Origin of the sequence: Rothia nasimurium (assembly GCF_928381415.1) — a bacterium.
GTDB classification, from domain to species: Bacteria; Actinomycetota; Actinomycetes; order Actinomycetales; family Micrococcaceae; genus Rothia; species Rothia nasimurium_H.
The window spans coordinates 224436-242082 of sequence record NZ_CAKMSF010000003.1; the positions used below are offsets into that span (position 1 = coordinate 224436).

The 17647-nt window shown below is 63.5% G+C and carries 16 protein-coding genes; 11 read left to right on the top strand and 5 right to left on the bottom strand.

Annotated features, from left to right (window positions below; translation table 11 throughout):
* Nucleotides 1–9: 9 nt before the first annotated feature.
* The 5 genes from L7A20_RS04655 to moaA all read right to left on the bottom strand — a co-directional run bounded on the left by L7A20_RS04655 (nucleotide 10) and on the right by moaA (nucleotide 4455).
* On the bottom strand, nucleotides 10–1020 hold the full coding sequence (locus tag L7A20_RS04655; RefSeq protein ID WP_237222570.1) for a LacI family DNA-binding transcriptional regulator: 1011 nt from the start codon (nucleotides 1018–1020) through the stop codon (nucleotides 10–12).
* Between the two features lie 138 nt (nucleotides 1021–1158).
* Entirely contained in the window at nucleotides 1159–2388 is a 1230-nt protein-coding gene (locus L7A20_RS04660) for a molybdopterin molybdotransferase MoeA (RefSeq protein ID WP_237222571.1), read from the bottom strand.
* Between the two features lie 10 nt (nucleotides 2389–2398).
* Nucleotides 2399–3013, bottom strand: a complete 615-nt coding sequence (gene mobA, locus L7A20_RS04665) for a molybdenum cofactor guanylyltransferase (protein ID WP_237222572.1) — start codon at nucleotides 3011–3013, stop codon at nucleotides 2399–2401.
* Between the two features lie 9 nt (nucleotides 3014–3022).
* Entirely contained in the window at nucleotides 3023–3304 is a 282-nt protein-coding gene (locus L7A20_RS04670) for a MoaD/ThiS family protein (protein WP_237222573.1), read from the bottom strand.
* A gap of 17 nt (nucleotides 3305–3321) precedes the next feature.
* Entirely contained in the window at nucleotides 3322–4455 is a 1134-nt protein-coding gene (gene moaA, locus L7A20_RS04675) for a GTP 3',8-cyclase MoaA (protein ID WP_237222574.1), read from the bottom strand.
* A gap of 144 nt (nucleotides 4456–4599) precedes the next feature.
* Between moaA and modA the strand changes: the two genes are divergently transcribed.
* The 11 genes from modA to narI all read left to right on the top strand — a co-directional run bounded on the left by modA (nucleotide 4600) and on the right by narI (nucleotide 17511).
* Complete coding sequence (modA, locus tag L7A20_RS04680) at nucleotides 4600–5367, top strand: molybdate ABC transporter substrate-binding protein (RefSeq protein WP_237222575.1); 768 nt, start codon at nucleotides 4600–4602, stop codon at nucleotides 5365–5367.
* A gap of 9 nt (nucleotides 5368–5376) precedes the next feature.
* A complete protein-coding gene (locus tag L7A20_RS04685; RefSeq protein WP_237222576.1) occupies nucleotides 5377–6246 on the top strand; it encodes an ABC transporter permease in 870 nt (289 codons plus the stop codon).
* Nucleotides 6243–7604, top strand: coding sequence for a molybdopterin molybdotransferase MoeA (locus L7A20_RS04690; protein ID WP_237222577.1), 1362 nt, complete (start codon nucleotides 6243–6245; stop codon nucleotides 7602–7604). The genes L7A20_RS04685 and L7A20_RS04690 overlap by 4 nt, the downstream gene beginning before the upstream one ends.
* Nucleotides 7605–7685: 81 nt before the next feature.
* Nucleotides 7686–8177, top strand: coding sequence for a cyclic pyranopterin monophosphate synthase MoaC (gene moaC, locus L7A20_RS04695; protein ID WP_237222578.1), 492 nt, complete (start codon nucleotides 7686–7688; stop codon nucleotides 8175–8177).
* The gene (locus L7A20_RS04700; RefSeq protein WP_237222579.1) at nucleotides 8174–8677 is read left to right on the top strand and encodes a MogA/MoaB family molybdenum cofactor biosynthesis protein; all 504 of its coding nucleotides are present in this window, start codon (nucleotides 8174–8176) and stop codon (nucleotides 8675–8677) included. Before moaC ends, L7A20_RS04700 begins: the two co-directional genes overlap by 4 nt.
* Nucleotides 8667–9173, top strand: coding sequence for a molybdenum cofactor biosynthesis protein MoaE (locus L7A20_RS04705; protein ID WP_237194739.1), 507 nt, complete (start codon nucleotides 8667–8669; stop codon nucleotides 9171–9173). The genes L7A20_RS04700 and L7A20_RS04705 overlap by 11 nt, the downstream gene beginning before the upstream one ends.
* Nucleotides 9174–9238: 65 nt before the next feature.
* Nucleotides 9239–10459 carry a ThiF family adenylyltransferase gene (locus tag L7A20_RS04710; RefSeq protein ID WP_237222580.1) on the top strand — a complete coding sequence of 407 codons (1221 nt, stop codon included), beginning with the start codon at nucleotides 9239–9241 and terminating at the stop codon, nucleotides 10457–10459.
* Nucleotides 10460–10578: 119 nt separating this feature from the next.
* On the top strand, nucleotides 10579–14301 hold the full coding sequence (locus tag L7A20_RS04715) for a nitrate reductase subunit alpha (protein ID WP_237222581.1): 3723 nt from the start codon (nucleotides 10579–10581) through the stop codon (nucleotides 14299–14301).
* Nucleotides 14301–15935 (top strand): nitrate reductase subunit beta, encoded by a 1635-nt coding sequence (narH, locus tag L7A20_RS04720; protein ID WP_237194736.1) that lies wholly within the window; start codon nucleotides 14301–14303, stop codon nucleotides 15933–15935. Before L7A20_RS04715 ends, narH begins: the two co-directional genes overlap by 1 nt.
* 2 nt (nucleotides 15936–15937) lie before the next feature.
* Entirely contained in the window at nucleotides 15938–16726 is a 789-nt protein-coding gene (gene narJ, locus L7A20_RS04725) for a nitrate reductase molybdenum cofactor assembly chaperone (RefSeq protein ID WP_237194734.1), read from the top strand.
* Nucleotides 16723–17511, top strand: coding sequence for a respiratory nitrate reductase subunit gamma (narI, locus tag L7A20_RS04730; protein ID WP_237185969.1), 789 nt, complete (start codon nucleotides 16723–16725; stop codon nucleotides 17509–17511). Before narJ ends, narI begins: the two co-directional genes overlap by 4 nt.
* Nucleotides 17512–17647: the final 136 nt, after the last annotated feature.

The following is a 17647-nucleotide window of genomic DNA, read 5'->3' on the forward strand; positions in this document are numbered from 1 at the left end:
GGCGTTAGCTTACGCCACCGCGCTCTCTGCCCAGAGCAGGGAGCGGGTGCTTGCCCCCTCATGGAGGCTCACCGGGAGTGTATCGCTGCCGGTGAGCTCTTTTTCTTCGCCGTTCATGGCGTGCATGAGCTGGGCGACGGCCCGCTGGGCCATTGCGTCGATCGGCTGCACGACGGTGGTTAGCTCGGGCAGGAGAGCCCGGCTGGTTTCGGTGCCGTCAAAGCCGATGACCTGCAAGTCATTGGGCACCTGCCGGCCGCTAGAGCGGGCATAGCCCAGCACCATGGCAGCGTAGACATCGTTTGAGGCGAAGACAGCATCAACCTGCGGGTGCTCGTCGAGGTAGGTGAAGATGCGCTCGCGTTTGGTGGCCTGCGGGGTGGTGAAGCCCAGTTCGAGGATATGCGGGGTGTAGCCGGCTTCGGTGACCGCTAGCTGGTAGCCGCGTTGGCGGGCGTTATCGAGGGAGATGGTTGAGGTGATGTGCAGGATATTGGTGGCCCCGCCGTCAAGGAGTAGGCGGGTGGCCCGGTAGGCTCCGTCGAAGTTGTCGCAGCTGATGTTGGGGCCCCGGCCGGTGTGCTGCCGGTCGATGGTGATCAGGGGCGCACCCAGGTGGGGAAAGTTGGCGACAACCTGGGAGTGGGCACCGGTGATGACGCCATCGACCTGGTTGGCTATGAGCATATCGAGGTAGCGCTGCTCTGATTCGGGGTGGTCGTTGCTGTTGCAGAGAATGGTCTTGTAGCCGATATCGGCTAGATGGGATTCAAGGCGGTAGGCCATCTCCCCGTAGAAGGGGTTGGCGACGGAGGGGAAGACCAGGCCGATGAGCTGGCTTTTTTGCCCCTGGAGGGATCGAGCGATGGCGTTGGGCCGGTAGCCCAGCTGTTGCATGGCGTCGAAAACTTTGACGCGGGTGGCTTCGGAAAGGTAGCCCCGGTTGTTGAGTACCCGGGAGACGGTGGTGGGGGAGACGCCTGCCAGCGCAGCGACATCGCCAAGTTTTGGTTTGGGCACGCGGTGCTCCGGTCTGTTGGGGGTGGGCTCGGGCTGTTCTCAATTATAGGGCCTGTCTAACAGGCCCTGGGAAGTGTTGAGCTGTGTGACGGAAGCTAAGCTGTGCCCTGAGACTGACGGCGCCGCCCCGGTAAGGGGCTAGCTGGGAAGAGGAAGGTAGGAGACAGCCTGACCGGCAGCAGCTCCGTCTGGTGGGATGAGCGCAAGGGCGTCGGCGGTGGCAAAGGAGGTGAGCATATGGGACTGGGTCTTGGGCAGGGGGATCAGCGCTTTTCCCTCGGCTGTGGGGGTAAGGCGTGCGGGGATGAGCCTTAGATCCTCTTTGCGGTAGCCGGGTACCGGGTGGGTCAGGACGCCGGTGGGCAGTTCGGTGAGGGGCTCACCGGTGGTGCCTGCGAGCCAGGGGAGTAGGTAGGAGTAGAGGGCGGTGTAGGCAGCCAGGGGGTTGCCGGGTAGGCCCAGGACGAGTGGGGTCGCCGGGTTGCTACTGGCCGGTAGGCGGGCGGCCAGGGCCGGATGGCCGGGGCGGATAGCGACGGATTCGAAGAGGTAGCTGGCGTCTAGGTCAGCCAGGGCGCGGCGTACCCAGTCTGCGGTGGAAGTAGAGGAGCCGCCTGTGATAAGTAGCAGGTCGGAGCCGGTGGCGGTGAGCCAGTTGGTGAGCTGGGTTTTGCTGTCGGGCAGACGGCGGACGCTGCTAACGCTGGCTCCCAGGTTTTCGATGATGTGGGGGAAGGCCATGGAGTAGGCGTCGCGCACCTGGCCGGGGCCGGGGAGGCCGGAGGTAATTATTTCGTTGCCGGTGTAGGCAATAGCGACGGTGGGGCGGGCGGTGACGGTGAGGGTGTCAAGGCCGAGGGTGGCGAGGGCTCCGAGATGACGGGCGGTAATGGGTGTTCCCGTGGGAAGTACCGTGCTGTTGGCTGAAAGTTCTTCACCTGCCCGTCGTATGTCGGCACCGAGTGCCGGATAGCCTTGACCAAAAACTTTGGGGTCGGGTCTGAGCGTGTTGCCGTCTACTAGGGCGTGTTCCTGGCGGAGTACGGCGTCGGTGCCCGGGGGGATGAGCCCGCCGGTCAGAACGGGGGTAGCCTGGCCGGGGGTTAGGGGCAGAACTCGCTGGTGGATATTCTCGCCCTCTGCTGCTGGCGGGTGGGTGAGCAACTGCCAGGGTGGGGCACCGGCGGTGGCGTAGCCGTCCATAGCTGAGGAATCATAGTGGGGTACCGGCAGCAGGGCGCGGGCGTCCTGGCTCAGGGTTCTGCCGATAGCCTCCTGGGCGAGGGGTACCTTTTCATCGGTTCGAGCAAGGGTCGCCCCTGCCTGGTGCAGGAGCTGCCTGGCCTGCTGCCAGCTGGTGTGGTGCACGGTGCTGTCCTTAGGGGGTAGGGGGAACCTGGGTGTAGCCAGCAGCGCGGGCGGCTTCCCAGGTGTCGACGTCGGCGGTGAGTTCGGCGGGCAGTTCTAGCTCGGCGGGTTCAAGGGGGCTGAGAAAGCGGCGGACGGAGGCGTTGGCGGTTTCTCCCCCAAAGGCCGGGGCTAGGGAAGTAGCCCGGTAGATACCCAGCAGGGGTTGCGTGATACCCTCCGCCACAGCCCAGTAGCCGGTCACTTGCTCCGGTGCGGACGCCGCTGCCTGCAAAAGTAGGGGCACAGCGGCCCGGGCGCGGGGTAGGTCGCAGGAAAGTATCAGCACCCAGTGGTGGGAGAGTACCGAAACGTCATGCTGGGTTGCTGCCAGGGCCGTAAGCCCGGCAGAAATACCGGCTGCTGGCCCGCTAAAGACCGGTTCTTCCCGGGTCTGTAGGACGCCTGCGGGTAGGGCCAGTTCTGCTGGGCCCACTACAACCCGGGCAGCGGCCCCGGTGCAGGCTGCCAGGGCCTGTTCAAGCAGGGTGGACGAGCCATTCGACAGGAGGGCCTTGGGCACCCCGCCCAGACGGGAGGAACGTCCGCCTGCCAAAATCAAGGCTGAAAACTTCACATCGGTCATAAGCGCTGCCTATCCACCAGCAAAGGGCGGCAGGACGTCCAAGCGCTGGGCCTCTTGCAGAAGGGCAGAATCATTCTGGGCTTCTGGGCTTGCTGCAACCCCGTCTACCAGGAAGGTGCAGCGGGGCAGGATATCGGCCAGGGTCTGACCCGAGGGGGTGGCCCCGGTGAATTCGCGTGCCAGGTAGGTCTGGAGACCTGCAAGAGTGGGGGTGGGGAGTTGGCCGAGTTCCACTGTCAGGCTGGATATGCCCGCTGCTGCCCGGGCCGCAGCGAAGAAGTTAATCTGCATGGGGTAGTCCTTGAATCTTAGCCGCCGATGGCGCTCATGGATCGAGTAGGTTGGGTGAAATCGGGGGCATCGAAGCCGACCGTATCTTTGCCGTGGGCCTTGGGCTTGGCCCACATGGCTCCGCGCCAAATCTGGGCCAGTTCAGCATCGCTGGCCCCGCCGCGCAGGGCACCCATAAGGTCGGTCTCGGTCAGGGAGAAGAGGCAGGACCGCACCTTGCCGTCGGCGGTAATGCGGGTTCGGGTGCAGGCTGAACAGAAGGGCTCGGTCACCGAAGCGATGATACCCACCTGCCCCAGGGGCTCTGCTGTAGCTGCGTGACCGAGCGGGTAGACGTCCCAGAGGGCTGCGGGGGAGGCCCCGCGCGGACGCCCGTGGGGCAGCAGGTCGTAGTGGTCGGCCAGGCGCTGGCGGATTTGCTCGGCGGTGATGGTGCCTTCGCGGGTCCAATTGTGGTCGGCGTCCAGGGGCATTTGTTCGATGAAGCGGAGCTGGTAGCCGCCCTCTAAAGCCCAGGTGAGGAGTTCATGGCCCTGCTCATCGTTGACGCCGGCCATGAGGACCGCGTTGATTTTGAGGGGGGTGAGCCCGGCGGCAGCTGCGGCTTCAATACCTGTGAGTACCGAGGCTAGCTTATCCCTGCGGGTGAGCTGAGCGAACGTTTCGGGGCAGATGGTGTCTAGGGAGACATTGACCCGGTTGAGCCCGGCCTGAACTAGGGCATCTACCTTTTTATCGAGTCCGATGCCGTTGGTCGTCAGGGCGATGGGCAGGTGGGGGTGTTCGGCGCGGACGGCAGCAATAATGTCGCTGAGGTCAGCTCGTACTAGGGGCTCGCCACCGGTAAAGCGTACCTCTTCTATACCTAGTTCTCGTACGCCCACCCGCACCAGCCGGGTGATCTCATCGAGGGTCAGAAGCTGTGTGCCGGGCAGCCAGTTGAGGCCTTCAGCGGGCATGCAATAGACACAGCGCAGGTTGCACTTGTCCATCAGAGAGATGCGCAGATCGGTAGCGGTTCGACCCCAGCGGTCGGCAAGGGGGCCTGATGAGGGCACGCCCGGGTGTGCAGCTGCACTGGCACCGCCGGTCACAACCGGGATAGAAGAGCCCAGGGGCACCGGGGGGTTGAGGGCTGAAGACTGGGGCATACCCGCACTTTCACAAATCTTAATCGGTATTTCAGATGTAATATTTAGCCTAGCTAAACCGGGTGAAGAACACCACCTGGCTCTACACTAATCTATAGACAAAGACCCTCTGCTAGCCACTGTTACCCCGTCATTGGAGACCCCATGCGCCGCCTGAGCACCCTTCTCGTCCCCCTTCTGCTGGGCCTTACCGCCTGCGGGGGAGCAGTAACCTCCCCACAGGGGCAGGACGCTGAGGTACAGCTCTTTGCGGCGGCCTCCTTAGGAGGTGTGGGCGATGAGCTCATAGCGGCCTATCGTCAAGAAAACCCGCAGGTCTCTGTCACTGCCACCTACGCAGGGTCATCCCAGCTGGTTACGCAGATGGTCGAAGGCGCTACTCCCGACCTGCTGATTACAGCCGATAGCACCACCATGAACCAGGCTCTTGAAAAGGTTGAAGAGCTCGCCGATTCGACCCCTGAGACTATTGCCACCAACGCCCTGGTGCTGGCAACTGCTCCAGGTAACCCTGCCGCCATTGATAGCCTTGATGACCTGGCTGCACCCGGCGTCCTGACCGCTATCTGCGCCGAGCAGGTGCCCTGCGGACGCCTGGCCCACCAGGAACTTACCCGCCAGGGTGTAGAGCTAGCCACCTCCACCGAAGAAGCTAACGTCTCGGCAGTTTCCACCAAGGTATCCACCGGCCAGGTGGATGCCGGCTTCATCTACTCCACCGACGCCACCGCTATATCAGCCACCGACGATATCACCGTCATCACCCTGCCCCAGGTCGAACGCAACGCCTACCCCCTAGCCCTCACCAGCAGCGGTCAAGGTAAGGAAAGCGCCCAAAACTTTGCGAACTGGCTGGCCACCTCTGAGGCTGCCGCCCAGATTCTGGCCGACTACGGCTTCGAACCTGCCTAAACTAGAACCATGAGCACACCCGGCCCCGCACCCACCCAGCCGCCACGAGGGCGGGCCAGCTCCTTTACATCCGTCCCCGTGCACGCCGTGCTTCCCACCCTGCTCACCCTGGCACTCATCGCGGGTCCCCTACTGTCCCTCCTGGTTCGTACACCCTGGGGGAGTCTGCCCCAGCTACTGGCAGAACCAGCTGCCCTGGCTGCCGTCCGGCTCTCGGTGCTCACCGCTCTAGCTGCCACCGCTGTATCAGCTCTGCTGGGCGCCCCTACAGCCCTGGTGCTGGCCACGGTACTCGAGCAGTCTCGCGCTCGCCGCCTGAGCTGGGCACTCTACGGGTTGATCTACACCCCCATCATTTTCTCCCCGGTAGTCTCTGGTCTGGCTCTGCTTTTCTTCTGGGGCAGGCGAGGGCTGCTCGGCTCCTGGCTTGAAACGGCAGGCCTCTCGGTGGCCTACACCCCGCTGGCTGTGGTCCTGGCCCAAACCTTTGTAGCCCTGCCCTTCTTTGTGGCCACCCTAGTCACCACACTGCGAGCGCTGCCTCCTGAATACGCCGAGATTGCCCGGCTTGAGGGAGCGAGCCCCACCGAGGTTACTGCCCGTGTGCTCTTGCCCCTGGCTGCCCCCGGGCTGCTGACGGCAGCCGTCCTGACCTTTGCTCGCGCTCTGGGGGAGTACGGTGCCACCGTCACCTTCGCTGGGAATGTTGAGGGTGTGACCCGCACTCTTCCGCTGGCTATTGACCTGGCTTTAAGCTCTAACCGCATGGATGCTGCCCTGGGGGCGGCGCTCATGCTGATCGCTCTCTACCTGGGCCTGCTGGCCGCCGGGGCCTTTGCCCTCTGGCTGGGCCGACTGAAAGGAAACCGCCGAGCATGACACAAGCCCAAGAGACCCTTGACCGGCTGCTCCCCGCGGGGGAGAGTATCGTGCCGGGCGCCTATGCTGCCTGTGTTCGTGAACTGGTCGCTGCTACCGTCACCCCCACCAGTCAGCGGTTACCCCTCCAGCAGGCCGCCGGGCGCCAACTCGCCGAATCCCTCTACGCCTTGATTCCACAGCCCTCCTTCGCCAACTCCCAGATGGACGGCTATGCGCTGACCGATGCAGCGGCGCAGGGTGACTGCCGTGTCTTTCGGGTAGGGCCCGATATTCCAGCCGGGTCGCCTGCGACCGGGCTGCCGGTGGCTGATGATGTGGTCTACCCCGTTATGACCGGTGCGCCTGTGCCTGCTGGGTACACCACCGTGGTGCCGGTTGAGCGCAGCCGCCCGCTGGGAGGGCAGCCGGACGCCGCCGGGTTTGTGGGCGAGGGTGGGCAGGTTGAGCTACCGCAGGCTTCTCCCGGTACCTTTGTGCGCAGCGTGGGGGAGGACGTTGCCGCCGGTCAGCTCCTGGCTGACACTGGTAGCCGTCTGACTCCGGCCCTGCTTGGTGCCCTGGCTGCCCAGGGGATCGGGGAAGTGGAGGTCTACCGCCCCCTGCACCTGCTCATCATTACCGGGGGCGACGAGGTCGCTCCCGCCAGTGCTGCCCCGGCCCCGGGGCAGATATTTGATGCCAACGGGCCGGTACTCACTGCCCTTGCCGAGCAGGACGGTTGCACCACCGACCACCTACCCATCGGTGATTCTGTTGAAAAATTTACTGCGGCCCTAGGCAGGGCGCTCGCAGAGCGGGTGCCCGATGCGATCGTCACCAGCGGTGGTATCAGCCATGGTAAGTACGAGGTGGTTCGTCTGGGCCTGGCGGCCCTGGCTGCTAACCCTGCCGCTCGGGGCGCTGCTGCTGGCGGCACGATTCGGGCGCTTGCGCACTGGTTCGGTCACGCCACCCAGCAGCCCGGCGGCCCCCAGGGCCTGGCCCTGCTGGGTCTTCCTGCTGGCAGGGTGCTGCCGGTGGTCTGCCTGCCGGGTAATCCGGTCAGTACCCTCATCAGCTACCACTTGCTGCTGCGGCCAGCCCTGGCTCATCTGATGGGCGAAGAGCGGGAGGACGCCCGTGGCAGGCTGGTGCTCGAAGCCCCCCTTGCTGCCCCGGAAGGTAAAACCCAGTACCGGCGGGCTCAGCTGACCCGGCAGGTCCAGCCGGACGGGAGCGTCCTGACCCTGCTGGCCCCGAGCGCGGCTACGGGCTCCCACCTGCTACTACAGGCAGCCCGCGCCGATGCCCTGGTGGAGCTGGAACCCGGGCGTACCTATCGCGGCGGCGAGCTGGTGCGGTATATTGCCCTGTGAGGTGCAGATAGACACCCCTGCCAGCAAATCACGTATAGTAAATACTGATTAATTTTGTGTTGAGAGGCTAAGCCAAGGACAATGACCGCCCCCACCCCCAACGGAAACCTCACCCACGTGCGTGCCGACGGCAGTGCCCACATGGTTGACGTCACCGAAAAGAAGGAAACCACCCGCACCGCTATAGCCGAAGGCTACGTCATCACCCGGGCGGACGTCATCGATAAAATCTTCGACGCCGACCTGCCCAAGGGGGACGCCCTGCCCGTGGCCCGCGTCGCCGGTATTATGGCAGCCAAGAAAACCCCCGAGATCATCCCACTCTGCCACCCCTTGCCCCTGGGCAAAATCACCATCGACTTTGAGCGGCACCCCGACCGTATCCGCATCGAGGCTCTGGTTAAAACCCGCGGCGTCACCGGGGTGGAAATGGAAGCCCTCACCGCTGTCTCCGGGGCGGCGCTGACGGTCTACGACATGATCAAGGCCGTTGATAAGCAGGCCGTACTGACCGATATCAGGGTACTGGAAAAAACCGGCGGTAAATCCGGTGATTGGAAGGTAGAGCAGTGAGCAGCAGCTACACCCTGCCCGAGAACCGTACCGGCCTAGTGATCGTGGCCTCCACCCGGGCCGCCCGCGGCATCTACGAAGATAAATCCGGCCCCCTAGCGGTCGCCTGGCTGCGCGACCAGGGCTTTGAAACCCCCGACGCTGTCGTAGTGGCGGACGCCGACATGCCCGCCTACTTCGACCGGCTGGTGGCCTCAGGGCAGCTACCCACCTTCATCCTGACCAGCGGCGGAACCGGCCTCAACTCAGACGATACAACCGTCGAAGCTGTGCGCCCCCACCTGACCAAAGAAGTTCCCGGTATCATGCACGCCTTCTGGAATCAGGGTCTCAAAAACACCCCCGCCGCTGTGCTCTCCCGCGGAATCGCAGGCGTCATCGGCACCAGCTTCATCATGACCCTGCCCGGCTCCACCGGGGGAGTCAAAGACGGTTGTGCCGTGCTCGAACCCCTCGTTACCCACATCTGCCGCCAGCTAGAGGACTACCATGACCACTAACCACCCAGGCTCCACAGGAGCCAACCCCTATGCGGGGCGTCCGCTCGAACCGGTGGACTCCACAGTCGTTCACGCCTCCATTACCGAAGACCCCCTCGAACCGCTCCTGGCAGGAGCTAAAGAAGCGACCATGACCCGCGCCATGGGCGCCCTGGTCGTCTTCGACGGCATCGTGCGCGACCACGACCACGGGGAGCCTGTAGCGGCCCTGGCCTATACCGCCCACCCGCAGGCAACCGACTACCTGGAGCGCGTCCTGCACACTGTTGCGGGCGAAATCCCCGGCGTGCGCCTGTGGGCAGCCCACCGCGTTGGCCCCATCCCCATCAGCGAATCCGCCCTCACTGTCCTTGCGGCAGCAGCCCACCGCGGCACAGCCTTCACCGCCTGCTCCCTGGCAGCTGACCGCATCAAAGCAGAAGTGCCCATCTGGAAAGAACAAGAACTCACCGACGGCAGCGTGCAGTGGGTGGGAATCGATACGCCCACCGGCTAGAAGCATAGAAGATGCGAGACCTGCCCAGCGGGAAGAGCCCGCTTCACCCTAGAGAAAGACCTACCATGACCTCTGAACTAACGTCGCTGGCCTACCAGCTCTACGGGCGGCAGATGATTCTGCCGGAGATGGGGCAGGCTGGTCAGGAAAAGCTGAACGCGGCAACGGTTGCGGTGATCGGGGCAGGCGGCCTGGGCTCCCCGGCTCTGCTCTACCTGGCCGGGGCGGGTGTCGGCCGTATTCTCATCATCGACGATGATGCGGTAGAAACCTCTAACCTGCACCGTCAGGTCATCCACTCCTATGCCCGGGTAGGGGCCTCCAAGGCCGACTCAGCCGCCCAAACCCTGCGCGAACTCAACCCCCTGATTAGGGTTGAAGCTGTCAAGGAGCGTCTGACCGACGCTAATGCGGCAGAGCTACTAGCCGGGGTGGACGTGCTGGTTGATGGTTCCGATAATTTCCCCACCCGCTACACCGCCTCCCGCGCTGCTGCCGCCCTGGGTATTCCCCATGTGTGGGGTGCCATTCTCGGGTTTGACGCCCAGATGAGCGTCTTCTGGGCGGGTCATGGGCCGGTCTACGAGGACCTTTACCCGCTCGAACCAGCCCCCGGCTCGGTACCTAACTGCGCTACCGCAGGGGTGATCGGTGCCCTGGCTGGGGTCGTTGGAACCGCAATGGCCCTGGAAGTTATTAAGCTGCTGGCCGGTATTGGGCAGCCGCTGATGGGCGAGGTGGGCTACTACACCGGTCTGACCGGCCGCTGGGAATACATCCCCCTGCTTGCCTCTACCCCCCGCGCTGCTTCTGGTTCGGGTACCGACCCGAGTGCCCGCACGGCGGTTTCTGGTACGGACGCCGGTGGGCGGGTAGTGGGGGAGGGGCAGGCTCCTGCGCCCCTGCGTCCGCCTGCTGCCGACTGGGAACCCGCTACTGCCGAACCTGACCAGTACGGTATGGAAGTTACCTGGGCTGATATTGCCGGCTCACCCTACTTCGAGGGGGTTCCCCTCATTGATGTGCGAGAGCCTCACGAGCACGCAGCGCTGGCTGTTCCGGGTAGCTTCAACCTACCCCTGTCGCTGATTGAAGCCGCTTCTGCCGATCCGGCTCTAGGGTCGGCCATTGACACGATTCTGCCCAGCCACCAGGGGCGCTACGCCCTCTATTGTGCGGCGGGGGTGCGCTCGCTCAAGGCGCTGAAGCTGCTCACCGATGCTGGTTTCAGCGATCTCTACAGCGTGGAAGGTGGCATTGACTCCTGGCTGACAAGCCAGGGGTAGGGCTTCTGAGCGGGTGGTTTAAAGCCCTGCCGCCGCTGAATATGTGTATGCCTGATGCTTAATTAGCGAAGATTTTTATTCGGTATTTATTGTGCGAATTATTGGGTAGACTGGTGCCCATGACACAGCAGGCATCACACACACCTGGGCCCGACGGGCCGCTCACTGACAAGCTCATCAAATTCGGCAAATTCTTCACCAAGTGGGACGAAACCGACGACGGCCGCGCAGCCTTCCTCAAGGGCGGTCGCGCAGGCGATGTTTTCTACCGCAATCGCTGGAGCCATGACAAGGTCGTCCGCTCCACCCACGGCGTTAACTGCACCGGCTCCTGCTCCTGGCAGGTCTTCGTCAAAGACGGTGTGATTACCTGGGAGGCTCAGGCCACCGACTATCCCACCGTTGGCCCCGACCGCCCCGAATACGAACCCCGCGGCTGCCCCCGCGGCGCCGCCTTCTCCTGGTACACCTACTCACCCACCCGCGTGAAGTACCCCTACATTCGTGGTGTGTTGCTGGAGATGTACCGCGAAGCCCGCGCCCGCCTGGGCGACCCCGTCGAAGCTTGGGCCTCGATTGTCTCTGACCCCGAAAAGCGTTCCCGCTACCTGAGCGCCCGCGGTAAGGGCGGCCTGGTACGCGGCTCCTGGGCAGAAGCCCTGGAAATGGTGGTCGCAGCCCAGATTCACACCATCAAGACCTACGGGCCCGACCGCAACATCGGTTTCTCACCCATTCCTGCCAAGTCCATGGTCTCCCACGCTTCGGGTGCTCGCTACATCGAGCTCATCGGCGGCGTGATGACCTCCTTCTACGACTGGTACGCCGACCTGCCGGTAGCCTCGCCCCAGGTCTTCGGCGACCAGACCGACGTGCGCGAATCTGGTGACTGGTGGGACGCCACCTACCTGATGATGTGGGGCTCCAACATCCCGGTCACCCGCACCCCCGACGCCCACTGGATGGCCGAGGTACGCTACCGCGGCACCAAGGTTGTCTCCGTCTCGCCCGACTACGCCGATAACACCAAGTTCGCCGACGAGTGGCTACCCGCCCAGGCCGGCACCGACGCCGCCCTTGCTATGGCTATGGGGCACGTGATCCTCAAGGAGAACTTTGTCGACCGCCGCGTCGAGTTCTTCGAGAACTACGTGAGCACCTACACCGACTTCCCCTTCCTGGTCACCCTAGAGACCCGCGAGGACGGGGTGACGGTTCCGGCTAAGTTCCTCACCGCCGCCAACCTTGCCGAGCACGCCCAGGTGCCCGATGCGTCCTTCAAGACCGCCCTGCTCAACCGCGAAACCGGTGAGGTTGTGGTACCCAACGGTTCACTGGGTTACCGCTACAACGCAGAGGACGAAGGCAAGTGGAACCTGGACTTACAGGGGGTTAAGCCCGCCCTGTCTATCCTTGATCTGCCGACCGGCGCCGAGCGCGCCGTCGAGATCCAGATGCCCGCCTTCGACGAGCCCTCGGGCCGCGGCAAGATTATTACCCGTGGCGTACCCACCATCACCGTCGAGGGCAAGACCGTCACCACCGTCTTTGACCTCATGCTGGCCCAGTACGGTATCGGCCGCCCCGGCCTGCCCGGTACCTGGGCTGCCGGTTTTGAGGATGCCGAAACCCAGTACACCCCGGCTTGGCAGGAGGCCATTACCTCCGTACCCGCCGATGCTGTGATTCGCACCGCCCGCGAGTTCGCCCAGAACTCCATCGATTCGGGTGGCCGCACCATGATTATCATGGGTGCCGGTATCTGCCAGTGGTACCACGGCGACACCACCTACCGCGCGATTCTAGCCCTGCTCATGATGTGCGGCGCTGAAGGCCGCAACGGCGGCGGCTGGGCCCACTACGTCGGCCAGGAAAAGGCCCGCCCCATCACCGGCTGGTCCCACATGGCCAACGCCCTGGACTGGATTCGCCCACCGCGTACCCAGGCAGGCACCGCCTTCTGGTACATGCATACCGACCAGTTCCGCTCCGACGGTCGTACCACCGACTCCCTGCAATCGCCCCTAGCCAAGGGGGATTTGCGCGGGGTTCACACTGCGGACGTCCTAGCCCGCTCCGTGCGCATGGGCTGGATGCCCTTCTACCCCCAGTTCCCCGAAAACTCCCTGGATTTGGCGGACGCCGGTGCCGCAGCGGTTGCCGCAGGCACCGCAGAGTCCCCGGCAGACTACGTTGCCCAGCGCCTGAACTCGGGCGACCTGGACTTCTCGGTGGAGGACGTCGATAACCCGGTCAACTGGCCCCGCACCCTGGTGCTGTGGCGCAACAACCTGCTGGGCTCGTCCGCCAAGGGCGAGGAATACTTCCTCAAGCACCTGCTGGGCACCCACAACTCGGTCATGGGTAAGGACGCCGAGGATTTCAAGCCCGCCGAGGTCAAGTGGGCCCAGAGCGCGCCCGAGGGCAAGCTGGACCTGCTGGTGACTACCGACTACCGCATGACCTCATCCACCCTGCTGTCGGACATCGTCTTCCCTGCCGCTACCTGGTACGAGAAGCACGATATCTCTTCCACCGATATGCACCCCTACATCCATGCCTTCTCCCCGGCCATTAACCCGCCCTGGGAGACCAAGACCGACCACCAGGTCTTCAAGGAACTGGCCTACCTGTTCTCCAAGTGGGCAGCCAAGCACCTGGGCAAGCGCAGCGACCTGGTATCCGTGCCCCTGCAGCACGATACCCCCGGTCAGCTGGCCCAGCCCGGCGGCCATGCACCTGACTGGAAGAACCAGGGAATCGCCGGTATCCCGGGCAAGAATATGCCCATCTTTACCGTGGTGGAGCGTGACTACCCGGCTATCTACGACATGTACACCTCGGTCGGCCCCCTGCTCTCCAAACTGGGCACCACCACCAAGTTCGTGACCGTGGACGTCAACGAGCAGCTGGCCCAGCTAGCTGAGGAACACGGCGTCATGGGTAGCGGTAAGGGCGCTGGCCTGCCGGCTCTCGACACCGATATCAAACTGGCCGACACCATCCTGGCTCTTTCGGGTACCTCCAACGGTCCGGTAGCCCTCAAGGGCTTCAAGGCCTTGGAAAAGCGGGTGGGCAAAAAGATGCATCACCTGGCTGAGGGTAACGAAGAAAAGCGTATTACCTTCCGCGATACCCAGGACCGGCCCTGCCCCGTCTTCACCTCACCGGAATGGTCAGGTTCAGAGACCGGCGGACGCCGCTACGCCCCCTTCACCCTCAACATCGAGCAGCTCAAGCCCTTCCACACCCTCACCGGTCGTATGCACTTCTTCCTCGACCACGACTGGATGAGTGAGATGGGCGAGCAGCTGCCGGTCTACCGCCCGCCGCTGGATATGCACAACCTCTTCGGTGAACCCGAAATCGGTGAGACCGGCGACCTGTCGGTAGCTGTGCGCTACGTGACGGTGCACAACAAGTGGGCTATCCACTCCTCCTACCACGACAACCTCTACATGCAGACCCTCTCCCGCGGTGGCACCCACGCCTGGATGAGCCCTCAGGACGCTGCCAAAATCGGGGTCAAGGACCACGACTGGATTGAGTGTGAGAACGCCAACGGCGTCTTCGTGGGTCGCGCGGTGGTCTCCCACCGTATGCCCGAAGGTGTGGTCTACGTGCATCACGCCCAGGAACGCCTGGTCAACATCCCTAAATCAGAGGTCTCGGGCAAGCGAGGCGGCATTCACAACTCCGTCACCCGCATCATGGTCAAACCCACCCACCTGATCGGTGGCTACGCCCACCAGGCCTATGCCTTCAACTACCTGGGACCCACCGGTAACCAGCGAGATATCGTTTCAAGAATTCGCCGCCGCAAGCAGGAGGTAACCTACTAATGCGCGTCATGGCACAAGTTTCAATGATCATGGCCCTCGACAAGTGCCTGGGCTGCCACACCTGCTCCGTCACCTGTAAGCAGGCCTGGACCAACCGAGCCGGTACCGAATATGTCTGGTTCAACAACGTCGAGACCCGCCCCGGCCAGGGCTACCCCCGCCGCTACGAAGACCAGGAAAAGTGGAAGGGCGGCTGGGTACTGAACAAGCGCGGACGCCTGGAGCTCAAGAGCGGTAACCGCTTCAAGAAACTCTTTACCCTCTTCGCCTCCCCGGTTCAGCCCGAACTCTCGGACTACTACGAACCCTGGACCTACGACTACGAGAACCTCACCAACGCGCCCCTAGGCGATGACTTTCCCACCGCGCGTCCTAAATCTCTGATTACCGGTGAGGACACCTCCATCGAATGGGGCCCCAACTGGGACGACAACCTGGGCGGCGCCCACGAGTCCGGCCACCTGGACCCTCTGGTTGAAAAGGTACGCCAGCAGTCAGAAGAGAAGATCAAGTTCGAGTTCGAACGCACCTTCATGTTCTACCTGCCCCGCATCTGCGAGCACTGCCTCAACCCCTCCTGCATGGCGTCCTGCCCCTCCGGCGCTATCTACAAGCGCGAAGAGGACGGCATCGTGCTGGTCGACCAGAACCAGTGCCGCGGCTGGCGCCAGTGCATCACCGGCTGCCCCTACAAGAAGATCTACTTCAACCACAAGAGCGGCAAGGCCGAAAAATGTACCTTCTGCTACCCCCGCATCGAGCACGGTATTCCCACCGTCTGCGCCGAAACCTGCGTGGGTCGTATGCGCTACATCGGTATCTTCCTCTACGACGCCGACCGCGTCACCGAAGCCGCCTCGGTACCCGATGAAAAGCAGCTCTACCAGGCCCAGCTCGACATCATGCTTGACCCCTTTGACCCCGAGGTCATTCGTGAGGCAACCAAGCAGGGTATCCCCGACTCCTGGATCACCGCAGCCCAGAAGTCCCCGGTCTACAAGCTGGCCAAGGAATGGAAGATCGCCCTTCCCCTACACCCCGAATACCGCACCATGCCCATGGTCTGGTACGTACCGCCGCTCTCACCCATCATCGACCTGCTCAAGGAACAGGGCCACGACGCAGAGTCCCAGGCCAACCTCTTCGGAGCCATCGACTCCCTGCGCATCCCCGTCGAATACCTTGCCGAGCTCTTCACCGCAGGCGACACCACCATCGTGGTCAACGTGCTCAAAAAGCTAGCCGCCATGCGCGCCTACATGCGAGACATCACCCTCGGCGGCGTCGGCAACGAAGAGATCGCCCACGAAGTCGGCATGACCGGAGCAGAAATGTACGAGATGTACCGCCTCATGGCTATCTCCAAGTACGAAGAACGCTACGTCATTCCTCCGGCCCACCTGGAGGACGCCCACAACCTCGAAGAAATCGGCTGCTCCCTCGACACCGACGGCGGCCCCGGTATGCTCTACGACGGAGCCTTCACCGACCCCGGCGACCGCCCCGTGCCTGTCTCCGCAGGCTCCTACGCCAACGCCGCCCGCGCCGACGGCAAGGTCGACATCTTCATGTGGGATGGCAAAACCCGCCCCGACTCCCTCTTCCCCGATACTTCCGGAAGCAAGAAGGTCTAGCCGTGGCAGGATTCTTCTCCAAACTCCTCAAACGCAACGCGGCGGAGGTGGAACCACCCACCCCGCCCTCGGGCGACCCCTTCGACATGGACTGGGGGAGCGGGCACCCCACCGACGCCGTGGTCTACCAGCTCACCAGCGTCCTCATGCGCTACCCCAGCGAAGAAACCCGCGCCCTGCTGCCCGAGCTCACCGCGCTCGCCGAAGAAACCGGTAACGACTACCTAATGCGCGGCGTAGCTCGTATAAAGAACTGGTACGAGGCAACCGAGCTTGACGCCATGCAGGCTGAATATGTGCAGGAATACGACCTGTCGCGTCGCCACGCTTTCCACCTGTCCTACTGGACCGAGGGGGACACCCGCCGCCGCGGCGAGGCCCTGGCCCGTTTCAAGCAGATGTACCGCGACTCCGGCATGGTCACTACCCTGCACGGGGAACTACCGGACTACCTGCCCATGGTTCTCGAGTTCACCGCCCTGGTGGACGCCCGGGCCGGGCGGGCAGCGCTTCAGGCCTACCGGCCCTCCCTGGAACTTCTTCGCCTGGCCCTGCGCGATGACAACCTGCCCTACTATGAGCTGATTGAGGCGGTCTGCCAGACCCTGCCCGGAGTTTCCCCAGAAACTCAGGCGGACGTGCAAAAACTGGTCACCGCAGGCCCGCCCGCAGAAGCCGTCGGCCTGGCCCTGGCCCCCGGCGACCCCCGCCTGCTACCCCTTTTGCTGCCCCACGAACAGACACCCGGCGCCACCATCGGTGCCGACCATAAGAACGGAGCCACCCTGTGACCGGCACAGTTAACGCCCTCGACTTCTTCCTCTGGGGCATCTTCCCCTACATCACCCTCGCCATCGTCATCGGCGGTACTCTCTGGCGCTACAAGACCGACCAGTTCGGCTGGACCACCCGCTCCTCCCAGATGTACGAGTCCAAGCTGCTGCGAATTGCCTCCCCCATGTTCCACTACGGCATCCTGGTCGTGCTCGTGGGCCACATCGTGGGTCTGGTGATCCCCAAGTCCTGGACTGACGCGGTTGGCATCTCCGAGCACTTCTACCACATCAACGCTCTGGTGCTGGGCTCCATTGCAGCGGTTGCTACCCTAATCGGCCTCTTCGCCATGATTTACCGCCGCCGCACCTCGGCCACCGTCTTCCGCGCCACCACCTGGAACGACAAGATGATGTATGTAGCCCTGACCAGCGCCATCGTCCTTGGCTCAGTTGCCACCCTCTTCAACGCCATGGAAATCGAGGGACACCACAACTACCGTGAAACCGTCTCGGTCTGGTTCCGCTCCCTCTTCTACTTCCAGCCCAACGTCGAGGCCATGGCCAGCGCTACTACTTCCTTCCACATCCACGTCATTGTGGCCATGATTCTCTTCTGCCTCTGGCCCTTCACCCGCCTGGTGCACGCCTTCACCGCACCCCTGCACTACATCTTCCGGCCCTACATCGTCTACCGCTCCCGTGGCAAGCGCAACCACGCCCGCGGCTGGTCACCGGTCGGTACCGCAGACTCCGTGAATAAGGACGCCCGCACGGTCGAGCGCCAGCACCACCACCACTAAAGAGGCGCGGGGATACCCCTTAGCCGACTAACCTTCTTGCTCCTCGCCTGGGGGCTCGTCGCAATTCATGCCAGCCCCAGCCAGTCGGCTGCAGGGGTATCCCCGCCCCATCGAGACAGGCTACCTGCCTCAAAGA